The organism is Cellulosimicrobium cellulans (genome assembly GCF_016921195.1).
Lineage (GTDB): Bacteria > Actinomycetota > Actinomycetes > Actinomycetales > Cellulomonadaceae > Cellulosimicrobium > Cellulosimicrobium cellulans_F.
Genome location: NZ_JAFGYF010000004.1, coordinates 52,525 through 68,583 on the forward strand (window position 1 = coordinate 52,525; position 16,059 = coordinate 68,583).

A 16,059-nucleotide genomic window follows, 5' to 3' on the forward strand; every position below is an offset into this window, starting at 1 on the left:
GCCGGCCTGCGACCCGTCGGTCCCGCTCAGTGGCCGGCGTGGCCCGTGAGGCCGACGACGGCCGGTCCGGTCCCGCCCGCGGCAGCGCCGCCGGTCGTGGCCGTGGCCCCGGACGGCGCGGCACCCGACGGGGCCGACGTCGTGTGGCTGCCGTGGCCCTGGAACCGGTCGATGGACTCCTGTGCCCCCGGCGGCATGGAGCCGTCGGCGTTGCGCACGAGGAAGATGCCGGCCATCCCGCCGTCGGAGTGGAACTGGACGTGGCAGTGGTACATCCACGCCCCCGGCCCGACGCCGAGGCCGGCGACGACCTGGAACCCGAACGCGTCGCCCGGGTTGAGGTCCCGGTTGTCGACGACCTGGCTCGTGTCGTACTGGTCCGCGAGCAGGCCCGTCCGGTTGTTCGCCCAGCGGTGGGCGTGCAGGTGGAAGGTGTGGAGCTGGTTCCCGTGACCGATGCAGATAAACTCGACGCGCTCGCCGAGCTTCGCCTCGAACATCGGCGTGTCCGGGGCGACCTTGTTGTTGATGGTCATGTCGTTGAAGACCATCGTGAACTGCTTCTGCGGCAGCACGTCCCCGACCCGGCGCACGACGAGCGCGCCGTAGAGGCCCGCGGCGATCCCCTGCGTGCCGTGGTCGCCCCACGCGTGGTCGTGGTAGTGCCAGTAGCCCGCGCTGCCCGGCATCCAGATGCCGCGGTCGCGCGCCATCTTCACGGTCGACCAGGTGTAGGTGCGCGTCTCGCCCGGCTCGTTGAACGAGTTGTTGAACGCGCTGCCGTCGCTGTTCACGTCGTAGTTCACGCCGTGCGGGTGGATCGACAGGCGCTTGTCCGTCGTGTTGACGAGCGTGATCTCGAGGGTCTGGCCCTCCCACATCTCGAGGATCGGCCCGGGGACCGTGGCCTTGCCGCGCTCGAGGCCGTAGCCGACGAGGGTGTCGGAGATGCGCTCGGCGTACATCGTGATCTTGCGGACGTCGCCCGCGGCCGTGGCGACCGCCCCGGTGGCGGCCGCACCGGTCGTCGTCGCGGCCGCGGCCGGGGGCGCCGCGGCGACGCTGCCGCCGGCCCCGAGCAGCAGCGCGGCCGCCGGGCTCGCGGCGACGACGCCCGCGCCGGCGAGGAGAGCCCGTCTCGAGAGCGGCCTCGCGGGCGTCTCGGTCTCGGTCGTGGGGTCGTGCATGGGGGACTCCTTCCGGGCGTTCGGGGCCGTCCGGGCTGCTCGCGGGCGCGCCGGACCGCGTGGCGGCGCTCGCTGCCACGCTGACCGGCGCCCCGTCGGCGCGCGGAGGTCCCCGGGGTGGTGCGGCGGGGCGCTCGATGACGTGTGGGCAGGACTGGGTCGTGCGGGGGTGTCCCGCGTCGCAGAGGGTCGAGACAGGTGCTCGGTCGTGCGGGGGCTCGTCTCGCGGCCGGTGGGAGACCGACCGTGGGGCGAGGTCCGGGACCGCCGTGGTCCCGCCGTGGCACGCCTCGGTGCGCGCCGTCGGCTGTCGGTCCGGACGCCGCGCTCCCCTGCCCGACGTCCGGTCCCCTGGTCGGTTCCAGGGGCAACGAGGTTTATGACACCGCAGTCAGGAGGCGATGTCAACAGTTGGTCGAAAGTTGTGTCGACAACAAGCAAAAGTCCCCGGTCGACCGACACTTCTCCGCCAAAGCCGAGACTCGGGAGCCGCTCGGAGCCGCCCGTCGCGCGACGCGGGCGGGGTCCCGGGCGCCTCGGCGGGTGTACGACGCGCGCCCGTGGTGGAGTGACCGCGTGACGAACGCTCCCCCCGCCTGGACGGTCCGCGAGCCGGGCCTCGCGGTCGACTCGCCCCGGGCGGCCGCCTCCCTCCTGTCCCTCGCGAACGGGTACGTGGGCGTCCGGGGCGTCCTCGACGAGGTCGCCGCGGAGGACGACCCGGCGACGCTCGTCGCCGACGTCTTCGAGGAGTTCGACCAGACCTACGCCGAGCGTGCCTACGCCTACCCCGCGGTCGAGGAGCGCCTGGTGCCCGTCGTCGACGCCTGGCGGCTCGGCTGGTCGGTCGACGGCGCGCCCGTCGACGTGCGGACCGCCGCGGACGGCGACGGCGGCGACCCGGGACTCACGGGTGCGGTCGAGGCGCACGACCGCGTGCTCGACCTGCGCGCCGGTGTCCTGCGGCGGGAGCTGCGGTGGACGTCGCCGGCGGGCGGCACCGTGACGCTGCACGCCGAGCGGCTCGTGCCGCTCGCGCGGCGCGCGGTGGTCGCGGCGCGCTGGCGGGTGCAGGCGCACGACGACGTGGCCCTGGCCGTGCGGCCGGTGCCCGACTGCCCGCACGGGGACGCGGAGGAGGACCGGGCGGCGCCCGGGCTGCGCACGGTCTCGTGCCGGCACGAGGCCGACGGCTCGTCGGTGCGCCAGCGCACCGTGCGCTCCGAGCGCGGCGTCGCGGTCGAGACCGCGCACGTGGTCGAGACCGCGGACGGCGTCTCGCCCGTGTGGCACCACCGCGGCGGCGGCTCGGTGCTCACGGTCGACCTGCGTGCGGGCCAGTGGGTGAGCGTCGTCGTCCTCGCCGCCTACGCGGGCGGCGAGGACGCGGACGCCCTGCCCGCGCACGCGCACGCGGTGCTCGCCGACGCCCGGCAGGCCGGGTGGGACGCGCTCGCGCGCGAGCAGGCCGACGTCCTCGCCGACGTGTGGGACCGGGGCGACGTCGAGCTCGACGGCGACGACGAGATGCAGCAGGCGATGCGGCACTCGCTGTTCCAGGTGGTGCAGGCGGCGGCACGCGTCGAGGGGGTCGGTGTGCGGGCCAAGGGGCTCACGGGCACCGGGTACGGGGGTCATGCGTTCTGGGACTCCGAGACGTTCGTGCTGCCCGTGCTCGACCACGTGCTCCCCGGCGCGGCCGCCGCGCACCTGCGCTGGCGGCACGCGACGCTCCACCGGGCGTGCGAGCGCGCGGCCGAGCTGGGTCTGCCCGGGGCGGCGTTCCCGTGGCGCACGATCAGCGGCCGCGAGTCATCCGGCTACTGGCCCGCCGGGACGGCCGCGTTCCACGTCGCGTCGGCCGTGGCGCTCGCCGCGGTGCGGCACGTGGCGGCCACGCACGACGACGAGCTCGCGCGGGACGTCGCGGTCGACCTCGTCGTCGAGACGGCGCGCCTGTGGGCCGGGCGCGGGCACCACACCGCGGCGGGCTTCCGCATCGACGGCGTGACGGGGCCCGACGAGTACACCGCGGTCGTCGACAACAACACGTACACGAACCTCATGGCGCGCAAGAACCTGCGCGCCGCCGACGAGCTGTGCGCGCGGTTCCCCGAGCAGGCCGCCCGGCGGGGCGTCACCGCGCAGGAGCGCCGCGAGTGGCTGCGTGCGGCCGAGCGCATGACCGTCCCGTACAACGCCGAGCTTGGGGTCACCGAGCAGTCGCAGGACTTCACGCACCACGCGCACTGGGACTTCGAGGCCGAGGGCACGGCCCGGTTCCCGCTGGACGACCACGTGCACTACGTCGAGCTCTACCGCCGGCAGGTCGTCAAGCAGGCGGACCTCGTGCTCGCGCTGCACACCGCGCCCGAGGAGTTCACCGCGGAGCAGCGGCGCCGGGACTTCGACTACTACGAGCCGCTGACCGTCCGCGACTCGTCGCTGTCCGCGCCCGCCCAGGCGGTGGTCGCCGCGGAGATCGGGTACGTCGACCTCGCCTACGCCTACGCGCGCGAGTGCGCGCTCCTCGACCTGTACGACCTGCGCGCCTCGACGGACGGCGGGCTGCACGTCGCCTCGCTCGCGGGCGCCTGGACCGCCGTCGTTACCGGGATCGCGGGCCTGCGGCACGACGACGGCGCGCTCCGCCTCGCTCCCCGGCTCCCCGCCCGCCTCACGCGGCTCGCGTTCACCGCTCACCACCAGGGCGCGCGCGCCCGCGTCGAGGTCCGGCGCGACGGCGTGACCTACCGGCTCGTGTCCGGGAACGCCCTGCGGCTCGTCCACGACGACGAGGAGCTCGAGCTCACGCCCGAACGGCCGGAGGCCGAGCGGCCGCTGCTCCCGGGCATCGCGGACCCGCCGCCCGCCCAGCCGCCGGGCCGCGCGCCGCTGTTCGACGCCTCGTAGCGTCTCGTCCGGCGCCGGCCCGGTCGGCGACGGTCGGCGTCAGGCGTCCAGCACCTCGCGCAGCGCGGCCGCGAACGCCGCGGGGTCGTTGTCCGGCGACCACTCGCTGACCATGAAGCCGCCGTGGTCACCGGGGAAGGTCACGGCCTCGACGCCGAGCAGTTCCGCGAGCGCCGCGCCACCGCGCCAGGCGAGCGTGCCGCCGCCCTGCGCGCTGACGACGGGCACGATCCGCGTCCCCGAGGCGCTCAGCGCATCGGCGTCGGGCGACCACGACGGCATGGTCGCGAGGTTCTTGCCGAGCAGCAGGTCGTCGCGCGACCCGTCGTCCTCGGTCGGGAAGCCGAACGTCGCGGGGTCGGGGGCGGGGCGGTCGAGGTAGTCCGCGGGCAGCGGGCCGACGTGGCTCACGAGCGCGACGAACTTCGCCATGGCCGGGCCGAACCCCTCGCGGCGGTACGTGTCGACGATGTCCGCCTGCACCGCCGCCACGATCCCGGCGTCCTCGAGCAGCGGGGTGATCGGCGGCTCGTGCGACACGAAGGTCCGCACGTCGCCCGGGTGGCGCTCGATCCACGACAGCCCGACGACGCCGCCCCCGCTCGAGCCGAACACGTCCACCGGGCCCAGCCCGAGCGCGGTCACGACCGCGTGCAGGTCGTCGGCGTGCGCCTCGACGGAGACCTCGCCGTCCGCCGCGAGCGTGCTGCGCTCGGTGCCGCGCGGGTCGTACGTGACGACCAGGCGGTCGTCGAGCAGCCCGACGAGCTGCTCGAACCCGGACGCCGCCATGGGTGAGCCCATGACGACCAGCGGCGGGCGGTCCCCCACCACGTCGGGCGTCCAGACGTCGTAGGCGACGACGGCGCCGGGCACGTCCAGGGTGTGGGTCTTGCGCTCGCTCATGGCATCCTCCGTGTCGTCGTGCCCGCGGTCGTGCACCGGGGCTCCCGAGCGTTCTGACGACGACCGCCCCGGGAACTCATCGACGTCGGTGCGACCGGTGCGCCGCTGCCACTACCCTCGCAGGATGCCGTCATCGAGGACCGTCCCCGCCGTCGTCGTCGCCGGAACGCTCACCACGGTCCTCTGGATGGTCACGGGCCGCCTCGGGGACTGGCTGTCCGGGGCCGCGTCCGCCGTGCCCGGCGCCCTCGTCCGCGCGCTGCTCCCCCACCCGGCCGCGCCCGTCGCGGCAGGTGTGCCGGTCTCCGGCAGCACGCTCCTCACCGCCGTGCTCGCCGGGGCCCTGGTCGCGGCCGGCACGCAGCTCGCGGTACGGCGCCTGCCCGCCGGCACGGGCCGGTGGGCGACGTTCCTCGCCGTCTGGTTCGCGGTGGTCGCGGCGTCCGCGCTCGCCGCGACGGCCGCGTGGTTCGCGGGGGTCACGCTCCCATGGCGCGCCGACACGATCACCGAGCTCGTCACCACCGCGCTCGGCGGCTGGTGGGGACTCGTGAACGGCCTGGTCGTCGGGCTCGCCGTCGCCGCGACGCGCGCGCTGACCGACCGGCGCGACGACCCGGCGGGCACGCGGCACACCCGCGCCCCCGCCACCGTGCGCGCCTGGCCGGCCGCCCTCGCGGCAGGCACGGCGACGGGCGTGCTCTGGGCGGCGGTGGGCGTCGGGAGGACCGTGCTCCCCGGCGCGGTCGACCCCCAGTCGCCGTGGGGCGTCGCCCGGGACGTGGTGCTGCTGCCCTCCGCACGGCTCGCCGTCGACCGGGACGCTCTCCTCGCCGACCCGGTGCACCTCGCGCTGCCGCTCGGCGTCGGGCTGGCCGTCGGGCTGCTCACCGCCCTCGCCGCCCGCCGGCTCCCCCCGGCGGAGGGCCGCTGGGCGCTCCTGCTCTCCACCTGGCTCGCGTGCGTCGCGGGGGCGGCCGTCGCCGCGGCGGTGCCCGTCGCCGTCTCGACCCTCACCTCCGGCGGCGTCCTGCCCGACGTCGGGCGGGTTCTCCCCGTGCTCCAGGCCGGTCTGGCGTGGGGTCTGGTGTGCGGGGTCCTCGTCGCGCCGCTCGCCGTCGTCGTGCACCGGGCGGCCGGTGCCCGGCCGCGCGACGGCGCGGAGGGTGTCGAGGAGCCGTGGCCCGCACCCGCGACGACGGAGCCCACCGAGCAGCACGACGCCGTCGCCGCCGACGTCGCCGCGGGCCCGGCGGACGCGCGTTCCGAGGCCGACGACGCGAGGACCGACGCGCACCAGCGCGACGAGGTCCCGCGCGGGCGTGAGGTCCCGGGCGGCGTGCCTCGGCCCTCGGTCGTTCCTGCTCCGGCCACGCGATCGTCACCGCGACGTCGTCGCGCCGACACCGCGACGCCCTAGCCTCGGCCGTGACCAGCAGACCGGGACGACCGGAGAGGGCACAGCGACGATGACCCTGACGATCACGCTCGTACGACACGGGCAGACCTACCTCAACGCACGACGGCACCTCCAGGGGTCGTGCGACTCCCCCCTGACCCGCACGGGGCGCGCGGGCGTGCGCGTCACCGCGCAGCACCTCGCGCGGCACGACTTCGCGGCCGCGTACTCCTCGCCGCAGGGCCGCGCGGTCCTCACCGCGATGGAGATCCTGCGCCACCACCCCGACCTCCCGCTCACGGTCGACCACGACCTGCGCGAGCTGTCGTTCGGCTCGTACGAGCGGCGTCCGGAGTCGCACCTCGACGCGGTCGAGCCGTGGGCGGAGCTCGTGCCGCGCGTGCTGGCCGGCACCCATCCCGGCGTGGGCGGCGGCGAGGCCGGCAGGGACTTCATGGCCCGCGTGCGCGCCGTCTTCGCGCGGGTCGTCGCCGCGCACGACGACGCCTCCCGCCCCGGTGCGGTGCTCGACCGGCACGTGCTCGTCGTCGGGCACGGCCTCACGCTCGGCACGTGGCTCGCGACGCTCGACCCGTCCGGGCTCGTCGCGCTGCCGAACGCCTCGGTCTCCACCGTCGAGGTGGCCGACGGCGTCCCGCGCGTCCTCGCGGTCGGCGTCGACGTCGCCGGTCACGGCCACGTCGCGGCACGCCCCGCGCCCGCGAGCGCCGCCGTCCCCGTCTGAGGACCGCTTCCCCCACCCGCCGGGGCAACCGCGTGGTCGATCGGCACCCGGGAGGTCGTCGCTACCGCGCGGCGCGGCGGACGGCCCGGGCGCGGGCGTCGTCGTGGGCGGCGCGCAGCAGGTCGAGGACGAGCTCGGTCGTGCGCTCGGCCGGGTTGACGACGCACACCCAGCCGAGCGCGCCGTAGACCGGGTGCGGCACGACGACGTCCGTCTCCCCCACCTCCGACGCCGCCCCGTCGCGTGGATCGGTGCCGAGCAGGTCGCGGAAGCGGTCTCGGCCCACGTGCACGTTGACCCTCCAGCGGCCCTCCTCGCCGAGGCGCGAGGCCGTGTCGTCCGGGTAGTCCTTGGTGACGACCGTGCCGTACGGCTGCCCGTGCGGGATCTCGCCGTCGGGGGCGTAGTAGAAGAAGTGGTCGCCCCACGCCAGCTCGGGGAGCTCGCTGCCGGGTCCCGGCGAGAGCACGAGGACGCCGTCGAAGGACCGGACCGTTCCGAGGATCTGCTCCATACTCATGGTTCGAGTGTGCTCTTGAAGTGCTTCTGGAGGGTTGGCGTGACGAGCTCGGGGCTCGGGGCAGAGGGCGAGGCACCGCGGCCGCTGCGGACGTCCGACGTCGCGCGCGCGGCCGGGTGCTCGGTCCAGCAGGTGCGCGACCTGGAGGCGCTCGGCGTCCTGCCGCCCGCCGGCCGGTCCGGGAACGGGTACCGCACGTTCGGCGACGAGCACGTCCTGGCCCTGCGCGCGTACCGCGGCCTCGCTGCCGCCGTCGGTCCGGTCGTCGCGCGGCGGGTGCTGCGCGACGCGCGCTCGCTCCCCCTCGACGAGGCGGCGGCGCTGGTCTCCGGGCTGCACGTGACGCTCGCACGCGAGCGGGACGAGGCGCTCGCGGCCCGGCGCGCGCTCCTCGTGATCCGGGCGGAGCACGACGGCTCGGCCGGCTCCCCCGACAGCGCGACCGCGGCGACAGCCGATCCCGACGGGTCGGTGCTCACGATCACGGAGCTCGCCGCCGCACTGGGCGTCCGGGCGTCGACGCTGCGGTTCTGGGAGCACGAGGGGCTCCTCGCGCCGGAGCGCGTCGCGTCGCGCACGGGCGCGGTGTCGGCCCGCCGCTACCCGCCCGAGGCCGTCCGCGAGGCCCGGGTCGTCGCCGCCCTGCGGGCTGCCGGGTACCGGGTCCCGGACGTCCGGCACGCGATCGACGCGCTCCGCGGGACCACCGGTCCGGCCGACGCCGCCGACCCGCTCGCCGCGCTCGACGCGCGGCTCGACGCGATCGCGCGCCGCACCCTCGCGCTGCTGGAGGCCGGGCACGACGTCGCACGCCTGCTGGCGCGCGAGCCGGGCCCGCCCGGGTGACGCTCGGGGAGGTGCTCGAGGATGAGCTCGGGTCGACGTCGGGGACTCGCGTCCCGTCACCTGGCCGCCCCTCGAGCGTCGCCCGGCGTCCACCGGAGCGTCATGCGGCATTCGTAGCGTCGCCGGGGCAACCGTCCCGACGTTCGGAGGACCCGATGACGACCACCCGACCACGCACCGTGCGCGGCACCGCCGCCTCGGTCGCGGGGGCCCTGCTCGCCACCACGCTCGTGACCGCCGCGGCCACGACCGCGACCGTCCCGCTCGCCGCCCCGGCCACCGCCGAGCCCGGCGACGTGCTGCTCGCCGAGTCGTTCGACGGCGACGACCTCCCCGAGGGCTGGACGCCCGTGCTGGGCGACTGGCAGGTGCGCGACGGCCGGCTCGTCGGCGACGCGCCCGACGGGTCGTCGCCCGCCCGCATCGTCTTCGGGCAGTCGGCGGAGAACTACCGCCTGGAGGCGACGCTGCGCTTCGAGAGCGTGGACAACGCCTCGCGCTGGGCGGGCGCGATCCTCGACGTCGCGCCCGACGGCGCGGTCCCGTGGTGGCAGGCGGTCCTGCGCAGCACGACGACCGCGCACAACGGCGTCGAGATCGCGCAGCGGACGGCCGCGGACGCGTGGAACGTGCCGTACACGGCGTCCGCCCCGACGGACGCGGCGACGGGTCGCGACGTGCGCCTGTCCGTCGAGGTGCAGGGCGCCGCGGTCACCTACGCGCTCGACGGGAAGACCCTCCTGGAGGGCCGGATCGACCGGTCACGCGAGGGAGCGCTCGGCTTCGTCACGGCCGGGGCGACCGTGAGCGTCGACGACGTCACCGTCACCGAGATCGAGCCCGCGTCCTACGTGGGCGACGACGGGGAGCTCCCCGTCACGGTCGCCCACCGCGGCTACTCGTCGGTCGCGCCGGAGAACACGCTCGCCGCCGTGGCGGCGGGCATGCGCACGGGCGCCGAGTACGTCGAGATCGACGTGCACACGACGGCGGACGGGCTGCCGGTCGTGCTTCACGACCAGACCGTGGACCGCACGACGGACGGCACCGGCGACGTGGCCGTGCTGCCGGGCGCGCAGGTCACCGCGCTCGACGCCGGGTCGTGGTTCTCCCCCGCGTTCGCCGGCCAGAACCTGCCCACGTTCGCCCAGGTGCTGGACCTGCTGGAGACCGGCTCGTCGACCCTGCTGCTGGAGATCAAGGGCCCGGAGACGTCCGCCGAGGTCGAGCGCGTCGTGGACATGGTCGTCGAGGCCGGGCTCGAGGACCGCGTGGTCCTCCAGTCGTTCGACGTCGCCGCGCTGCGGTACGCGCGCGAGCACGCGCCGCAGATCCCGCGCGGCCTGCTGCGCGGCTCGCTCGACGCCGACCCCGTCGCCGTGGCGCAGGACCTCGGTGCCGTCATGTACAACCCGTCGGCGACCGCGCTGCTCGCCCGCCCCGGCGTCGTCGCGGACCTCAACGAGGCCGGCATCGCCGTCATGCCGTACACCGTGAACTCGGCGGCCGACTGGGCCCGGCTCACGGAGATCGGCGTCGACGGCGTCATCACCGACCGCGCCGGCGCGTTCATCGGCTGGAAGCAGGCGCGCGAGCAGGAGGCGCCGGCCCCGGCCGCACCGACGGTCGAGGTCGTGAGCCCGGCCGAGGGCGCCGAGGTCGAGCGCGGCGGCACGCTCGTCGTCGCCGCCAGCGCCACCGACGCTGACGAGGTCACGCTCACGCTCGACGGCGAGCCAGTCGCGAACGGCGCGGCCGTCGCCGCCGCGGACCTCACGCTCGGCGAGCACACCGTCGTCGCGACCGCCCGCGGCGCAGGCGGCGAGGCGACGGCGGAGCGCACCGTCGTCGTGACGGTCACGCCCGAGGGCCTGCGCTCCCGTGTCGCGGTGCTCGACCTCCCGCCCGGCCAGCTCGTGGGCGCGCTCAGCGCGGTCGAGGCGGGTCGCTGGGAGTCGGTGCGGCGGACCGTCCAGAAGTTCGTCGACGACGCGGCGACGCGCGAGCGTCTGCTCGAGGAGATCGACCACCTCGACGGCCGCTGACGCCCCGCGGAGCGCCGTGGGAGGGGGCCCGTCCCCGGTCGTGCTGCGACCGGGGGCGGGCCCGCTCACGTGTCGGCGAGGAAGCGCCGCCGCTCGGAGCGCGCGGACCCCAGGCCGGCCCAGCCGGCGAGGGCGAGCACGCCGCCCGCGATCCAGACGACGACGGACCAGTCGGGCGGACCGTCCGAGCCGACGACGGCGCCGCTCGTCGCGAGGATCGCCGCCCCGAGCCCGAGCAGCGCGAGGCCCAGCACGAGCAGCACGACGTCCCGCACGGTCTTCCCCGTGCCGCGCCGGGGCGCGCGCGCCGCGAGCGCGTCCCTCTCGGCCGGGGTCAGGGGCGCCGTCGGGCCGAGGGGCTGGACCCGCTCGGCGCCGTGCCGGAACCGCGCCGGGTCGTCGACCGCCTCGACGAGCGCCGACGGCAGGCCGAGGAGGTACGCGAGGTCGGCGACCGGGTCGCCGGGCCACGTGGACGCGGCGAGCAGCGCGCGCAGCCGGCCCGGGTCGCGCGGCTCGCCGAAGGTCTCGACGAGCGCGTCGTACGCACCCTCGGTCCCCGAGGTGGACAGGTCCGTCCACGTGTCGTTCCAGCTCCCGAAGACCCACGGCCGCCCGGGCGTCGTGAGCGTCCACGCCACCCCGGCCCCCGCCCGCTCGAGGCTGATCATCGCCTCGCCCGGACGCAGCCCGCGCTCGATCGTCGACCGCGCGCGGAACTCCCCCGTGAGGGCCGCCGTGAACGCCTCCCGGACCTCGTCGTCGGGCGCACCCGGGACGGAGACCGGCGGCCGCTCGACGGTCCAGACGGACGTGCGCTCGTCCGTCGCGCGCACCCACGCCGACCCGGCACGGCGCACCGCGGCGCGGACGAACGCAGCGTCGGAGCGCACGAGCTGGACGACGGCGTCGGGGGCCGCCGAGTCGGTCGCCGGCAGATCGGCGACCGCGGCGAACGTGTCCAGCAGGTCGTCGGGGTGCTCGAGCTCGCGCAGGCGCTCCGGCGCGGTCGCCGCGTCCCGCAGACCGACGAGCGCGGCGACGGCCGCGAGCACGTGGCTGGGGTCGCCGTCGAGACGCATCGCGTGGTCGGTGCTCGTCCCGGACGGGTCGACCGGCGCCCACGTCACGACCGCCGGCGGAGCCACCGCGTCGGTGCGGGCCGCGAGGATCGCGCTCACGCCGTCGGGCAGCGGGTCGGACCCGGCGTCGAGCTGCACGACCCACGGCGCCGGGACCAACGCGTCGACGCGCGCGAGCGCCTCCGCGACGGACCCGGGCGCGTCCGCGTCGTCGGCGCACGTGCCGTCCTCGGTGTCGACCTCGGCGAACGTCCAGCCGCGCTCGTCGGTCGGGCCGACCCGCCCGTACTCGAGGTCCGCGGCGCGCAGACGGACGACGACATGGTCGTGCGGGGTGCGGGTGACGACGTTCACGGCGTCATGATGCCGGACCGCAGTGCCCCAAGGGACCGCGCACCACCAGGCGAGCGATCGCGCTGTCAGCGAGCCCGGTCGTAGACCAGGGCGAGCTCCCCGGTCGCGCCCGTCTCCTGGTACGCGACCGTCCAAGCGGTGGCGGGCAGGCCGTCGTCGAAGAGCCGCGGCCCGCCGCCCACGACCACGGGGACGAGCAGGAGGTACAGGCGGTCGACCAGGTCGGCCGCCAGCAGGGCCTTGATGACGCTCGCGCTGCTGTTGACGAGGATGTCGCCCTCTCCCGTGCCGCGGAGCTCCGCGACGACGTCCGCGGCGGGGCCGTCCACGACCCGCGCGCGGTCCCACGGCGCCTCGGCCAGCGACGTGGAGAGCACCACCTTCTCCGTGTCGACGAGCCAGCGCGCGTACGCGCGGTCCCGCGGGTCCGCGGTGTCGTCGTCGGCGACCGGCGGCCAGTAGCCGAGGAACCCCTCGGCGTTGACGCGGCCGAGCACGGCCGTGGTGGCGGCCGCACACATCCGGGTCATCTGGTCGCGCGCCGTGTCGGTGGCGACGTACGGGGCGAACGCGCCGAAGTCCCCCGGGCCTCCGGGGCCGTGGTAGCGCCCGTCGAGCGTGAGGGCGAGGTTCGCGGTGACGAGGCGTCCGGTCGAGCGGGTCATGAGGTGCTCCCTGTGTCGGTCATGTCGGTGTCGGTCGTGTCGGTCGTGTCGGTGTCGTGCGGGCTCGCGACGGTCGCCACGAGTGTGTCGAGGCTCTGCCCGAAGCCGATCTCGATCCCGGCGACGAAGTCGGCGGAGTCGACCGTGCTGTCGGCGACCCGGAAGCGGACGTCGAGGGTCGTGCCGTCGCCGTCCGGACGGAGGTCAAGGTCGACGTGCGCCGTGAAGGCGACCCTCCCGTCGGGGAGCACCGGCGAGAGCCGGTAGGCCAGGCGCTCGCCCGACCTCGCCTCGACCACCCGGCCCTCCGCACGTCCGACCACCACGTCGGACCCGTCGACGTCCTCGACGTCGCGGTACTCGTGCAGGATCCGACCGCCCGGCCGCGCGTCGAACACGAGCTCGGACACGCGCAGGTCGTCCGGCGTCCACCACCGGGCGAGCAACGGGGCCTCGGTGAGGTGGCGCCACACGACGTCCGGTGCGGCGGCGAGCGGCCGGGTGAACTCGAACGTGCGGCCGTCCGCCCAGCCGGACCCCCGCGCGGCCTCGCGCTCGGACGACAGGCTCTTCCCGTACTGCGCGAACGTCTCTCCCGACTCCTCCGTGGCATCGGCCAGGGCGGTCAGCGCCCCGGCGAGCTCACGGAGCGCCTCGGGGCGCACCGCGTAGATCCGACGCTGACCAGAGCGCTGGGACACGACGACGCCGGCCCGCTCGAGGGTCTGCAGGTGCTTGGTCGTCTGCGGCTGACGCGCGGCGGCGAGCTGCGCGAGCACGCCCACCGGCCGGGGACGCTCGGCGAGGAGCGTGACGAGCCGCCACCGGACCGGGTCGGCGAGCGCGGCGAGAAGGGCCTCCATGGAGGAGATGATTCCCCAGCACGAATATTCCTGTCAAGGAATATGTCCCTCGAGCAGTCAGAAGCCCTCCGGCGGTGTGTACTGCGACAGCGTGAGGAGCGCACCCTGGGGGTCGCGGATCTCGGCCTCACGCGTCCACTGCGTGTCGACCGAGGACAGCACCGTGCCGCCGGCACGCTCGGCCGACGCGGCGGCCTCGTCCCGGTCCGCGACGGCGAACGTCACGGAGTGGTGCGCCGGCCCGCCGTCCTCGACCACGCCTGCCACGACGTCGCGGAACCCCGGCGGCGCACCCTCCTGGTTCGCGTCGATCTCGGGGTAGACGGTCCGGGCGAGGTGGTCGCCGTAGCCGGGGACGCGCGCCATGCCCGCCCCGAGCTCGGGGCTGACCTCCCACCCGAGGAGCGGACCGTAGAAGTGCAGCGCCCGCGCGACGTCGGGCGTGTGCAGGACGCTGAAGTTCCACGTGCCCGGCTCGTTGACGCGCTGGGCGCCGACGCGGGTGCCGGCCTGCCAGAGCCGGAACGTGGCGCCCTGCGGGTCGCGGACGGACGCCGTGCGCCCGGGCGGCCCGATCGTCGTCGGGCCGTCCAGGACCTCTCCGCCGAGGTCGGGGACGCCGCGCGACGAGGCGTCCACGTCGTCGACCGCGACGTACGTGATCCACCCCGGCGCACCGGTCCCCGTCGCGACCGCCGCGACGTCCTGCCCGCCGAGCGACGCGACGACGTAGCGCTCCCCCGTTCCGGGCGGCAGCCTGTCCTCGAACTCCCACCCGAAGAGGGCGCCGTAGAACGCGAGCGCGGCGTCGACGTCGGGCTGCTCGGTGTCCACCCAGCACGGCACGCCGTGCGGGTAGGTGCGGACGGGCCGGGACTGCGAGGTGTCCATGGCCCCAGGGTCCCACCGCCCACCCACGTCGGCAGGTCCTGCCGGGCGTTCACCCGCCGGTCACCTCGCCGCCCTTCCGCGCGCTGACGGGCGTGCGTACGGTGGCGGAGAACCTCTCGACGACCACCGTCCCCGACGACGAGGAGCCATTGTGTCCACGAGACCCGTTCACCGGGCCCAGCCCCGCACCGCACGCACCGTCCTGGCCTCCGCCCTCGCCGCAGCCCTCGCCCTGACCGTGGGGACCGTCGGCGCCGCCGCGAGCCCCGCCGTCGCGCACGGCGGCCACGGCCACGGGAACGGGAACGGCCACGATCGCGGGACGCTGCGCGTCGCGACGTACAACGCGAGCCTCAACCGCGCCGCGGCGGGCGAGCTCGAGGCCGACCTCTCGACCCCCGACGACCCGCAGGCCGCGACCATCGCCGAGGTGCTCCAGCGCACGCGGCCCGACGTCGTGCTGCTCAACGAGTTCGACCACGTGCCGGGCGGGCGCGCCGTCGACCTGTTCCGCGACAACTACCTCGAGGTGTCCCAGGGCGGCGCGGCGCCGATCGAGTACCGCTACGCGTACGTGGCGCCGTCGAACACCGGGATCCCCAGCGGGTTCGACCTCGACAACGACGGCACGGTCGGCGGGGGCGACGACGCGTTCGGGTTCGGGGCCTTCGAGGGCCAGTACGGCATGGTCGTGCTGTCGCGGTACCCGATCGAGACGGACGGCGTCCGGACCTTCCAGCACTTCCTGTGGAGGGACATGCCCGGCGCGCTGCTCCCCGACGACCCCGCGACCGCCGCACCCGAGGACTGGTTCACGCCCGAGGAGCTCGAGGTCGTGCGGTTGTCGAGCAAGTCGCACTGGGACGTGCCCGTGCGGGTCGGCCGCGAGACGGTCCACGTGCTCGCGTCCCACCCCACGCCGCCCACCTTCGACGGCTCCGAGGACCGCAACGGGCGACGCAACCACGACGAGATCCGGTTCTGGGCGGACTATGTGACGCCGCGGGCGTCGCGGTACGTGTACGACGACGCCGGCCGCCGCGGGGGCCTGCACCCGGGCGAGAGCTTCGTCGTCCTGGGCGACCAGAACGCCGACCCGCTCGACGGCGACTCGGTCGACGCCGCGATCGACCAGCTCCTCGGCCACCGGCGCGTCCAGGACCCGGCGCCCCGGTCGGCCGGCGGCGTCGAGGCCGCCGGGCTCCAGGGCGGCGCGAACGCGACCCACCTCGGTGACCCCGCGCTCGACACCGCCGACTTCGCGGACACCGCACCGGGCAACCTGCGCGCGGACTACGTGCTCCCGTCGCGCGACCTGCGCGTGCGCGACGCCGGCGTGTTCTGGCCCGTCCAGGCGGACCCGCTGTCGCGGCTCACCGGCGTCTTCCCGTTCCCGAGCAGCGACCACCGGCTCGTGTGGGTGGACCTGGCCGTCCACGGCTGACCCACCGGTCCCGCGTCGCCCCGGGTGCTCGTCGCCCGGGGCGACCGTCCTGGACCGCGACGGCCGCCGGGTGCACACTCGGAGGTCTGTGCTCACCGCCGACGCACAGCAGACTCCCGGCCGGCGCCTCGCCGGTCGCACGGCACGCCCTCGGCACCTGTGGCGCGCCACGTCGTCCGGCCCGACGACCACCTCACCC

13 protein-coding genes are annotated in these 16,059 nt (G+C 75.9%); 6 read left to right on the forward strand and 7 right to left on the reverse strand.

All coding sequences use genetic code 11. The annotated features are described in order from the left end of the window. Nucleotides 1-26: 26 nt before the first annotated feature. The gene (locus JN535_RS10375) at nucleotides 27-1,187 is read right to left on the reverse strand and encodes a multicopper oxidase domain-containing protein (RefSeq protein WP_205205489.1); all 1,161 of its coding nucleotides are present in this window, start codon (nucleotides 1,185-1,187) and stop codon (nucleotides 27-29) included. 576 nt (nucleotides 1,188-1,763) lie between these two features. On the opposite strand from JN535_RS10375, the gene JN535_RS10380 reads away from it, so the two are divergent. Further along, a complete protein-coding gene (locus JN535_RS10380; protein ID WP_205205490.1) occupies nucleotides 1,764-4,100 on the forward strand; it encodes a glycoside hydrolase family 65 protein in 2,337 nt (778 codons plus the stop codon). A 39-nt stretch (nucleotides 4,101-4,139) separates the two neighbouring features. On the opposite strand, the gene JN535_RS10385 is transcribed toward JN535_RS10380, so the two are convergent. Then, nucleotides 4,140-5,006 (reverse strand): alpha/beta hydrolase, encoded by an 867-nt coding sequence (locus tag JN535_RS10385; RefSeq protein ID WP_205205491.1) that lies wholly within the window; start codon nucleotides 5,004-5,006, stop codon nucleotides 4,140-4,142. Nucleotides 5,007-5,130: 124 nt separating this feature from the next. Here JN535_RS10385 and JN535_RS10390 point away from each other — a divergent pair, with 124 nt between their 5' ends. Both JN535_RS10390 and JN535_RS10395 read left to right on the forward strand, forming a co-directional pair. Beyond that, the gene (locus tag JN535_RS10390) at nucleotides 5,131-6,426 is read left to right on the forward strand and encodes a hypothetical protein (protein WP_205205492.1); all 1,296 of its coding nucleotides are present in this window, start codon (nucleotides 5,131-5,133) and stop codon (nucleotides 6,424-6,426) included. Between the two features lie 49 nt (nucleotides 6,427-6,475). Then, nucleotides 6,476-7,150, forward strand: a complete 675-nt coding sequence (locus JN535_RS10395) for a histidine phosphatase family protein (RefSeq protein WP_205205493.1) — start codon at nucleotides 6,476-6,478, stop codon at nucleotides 7,148-7,150. A 61-nt stretch (nucleotides 7,151-7,211) separates the two neighbouring features. On the opposite strand, the gene JN535_RS10400 is transcribed toward JN535_RS10395, so the two are convergent. After that, nucleotides 7,212-7,670 carry a DUF6194 family protein gene (locus JN535_RS10400; protein WP_205205494.1) on the reverse strand — a complete coding sequence of 153 codons (459 nt, stop codon included), beginning with the start codon at nucleotides 7,668-7,670 and terminating at the stop codon, nucleotides 7,212-7,214. A gap of 39 nt (nucleotides 7,671-7,709) precedes the next feature. On the opposite strand from JN535_RS10400, the gene JN535_RS10405 reads away from it, so the two are divergent. Continuing rightward, entirely contained in the window at nucleotides 7,710-8,516 is an 807-nt protein-coding gene (locus JN535_RS10405) for a MerR family transcriptional regulator (RefSeq protein WP_307868556.1), read from the forward strand. 155 nt (nucleotides 8,517-8,671) lie between these two features. Continuing rightward, nucleotides 8,672-10,561: a glycerophosphodiester phosphodiesterase family protein gene (locus JN535_RS10410; protein WP_205205495.1), complete on the forward strand. Its 1,890-nt coding sequence runs from the start codon at nucleotides 8,672-8,674 to the stop codon at nucleotides 10,559-10,561. Between the two features lie 65 nt (nucleotides 10,562-10,626). On the opposite strand, the gene JN535_RS10415 is transcribed toward JN535_RS10410, so the two are convergent. The 4 genes from JN535_RS10415 to JN535_RS10430 all read right to left on the reverse strand — a co-directional run bounded on the left by JN535_RS10415 (nucleotide 10,627) and on the right by JN535_RS10430 (nucleotide 14,416). Beyond that, the gene (locus JN535_RS10415; RefSeq protein ID WP_205205496.1) at nucleotides 10,627-11,997 is read right to left on the reverse strand and encodes a hypothetical protein; all 1,371 of its coding nucleotides are present in this window, start codon (nucleotides 11,995-11,997) and stop codon (nucleotides 10,627-10,629) included. A gap of 65 nt (nucleotides 11,998-12,062) precedes the next feature. Further along, nucleotides 12,063-12,662 carry a dihydrofolate reductase family protein gene (locus JN535_RS10420; protein WP_205205497.1) on the reverse strand — a complete coding sequence of 200 codons (600 nt, stop codon included), beginning with the start codon at nucleotides 12,660-12,662 and terminating at the stop codon, nucleotides 12,063-12,065. Then, on the reverse strand, nucleotides 12,659-13,525 hold the full coding sequence (locus JN535_RS10425; protein ID WP_205205498.1) for a metalloregulator ArsR/SmtB family transcription factor: 867 nt from the start codon (nucleotides 13,523-13,525) through the stop codon (nucleotides 12,659-12,661). Before JN535_RS10425 ends, JN535_RS10420 begins: the two co-directional genes overlap by 4 nt. Nucleotides 13,526-13,582: 57 nt before the next feature. Further along, complete coding sequence (locus tag JN535_RS10430; RefSeq protein ID WP_205205499.1) at nucleotides 13,583-14,416, reverse strand: VOC family protein; 834 nt, start codon at nucleotides 14,414-14,416, stop codon at nucleotides 13,583-13,585. 151 nt (nucleotides 14,417-14,567) lie between these two features. Between JN535_RS10430 and JN535_RS10435 the strand changes: the two genes are divergently transcribed. Beyond that, nucleotides 14,568-15,860, forward strand: coding sequence for an endonuclease/exonuclease/phosphatase family protein (locus tag JN535_RS10435; protein WP_307868559.1), 1,293 nt, complete (start codon nucleotides 14,568-14,570; stop codon nucleotides 15,858-15,860). Nucleotides 15,861-16,059: the final 199 nt, after the last annotated feature.

Bases quoted from the DNA above. Each gene is read 5' to 3' on its own strand.
- JN535_RS10400 (WP_205205494.1), bottom strand. From the start codon at position 7,670: ATGAGTATGGAGCAGATCCTCGGAACGGTCCGGTCCTTCGACGGCGTC.
- JN535_RS10375 (WP_205205489.1), bottom strand. From the start codon at position 1,187: ATGCACGACCCCACGACCGAGACCGAGACGCCCGCGAGGCCGCTCTCG.
- JN535_RS10420 (WP_205205497.1), bottom strand. From the start codon at position 12,662: ATGACCCGCTCGACCGGACGCCTCGTCACCGCGAACCTCGCCCTCACG.
- JN535_RS10430 (WP_205205499.1), bottom strand. From the start codon at position 14,416: ATGGACACCTCGCAGTCCCGGCCCGTCCGCACCTACCCGCACGGCGTG.
- JN535_RS10395 (WP_205205493.1), top strand. From the start codon at position 6,476: ATGACCCTGACGATCACGCTCGTACGACACGGGCAGACCTACCTCAAC.
- JN535_RS10425 (WP_205205498.1), bottom strand. From the start codon at position 13,525: ATGGAGGCCCTTCTCGCCGCGCTCGCCGACCCGGTCCGGTGGCGGCTC.
- JN535_RS10385 (WP_205205491.1), bottom strand. From the start codon at position 5,006: ATGAGCGAGCGCAAGACCCACACCCTGGACGTGCCCGGCGCCGTCGTC.
- JN535_RS10390 (WP_205205492.1), top strand. From the start codon at position 5,131: ATGCCGTCATCGAGGACCGTCCCCGCCGTCGTCGTCGCCGGAACGCTC.
- JN535_RS10410 (WP_205205495.1), top strand. From the start codon at position 8,672: ATGACGACCACCCGACCACGCACCGTGCGCGGCACCGCCGCCTCGGTC.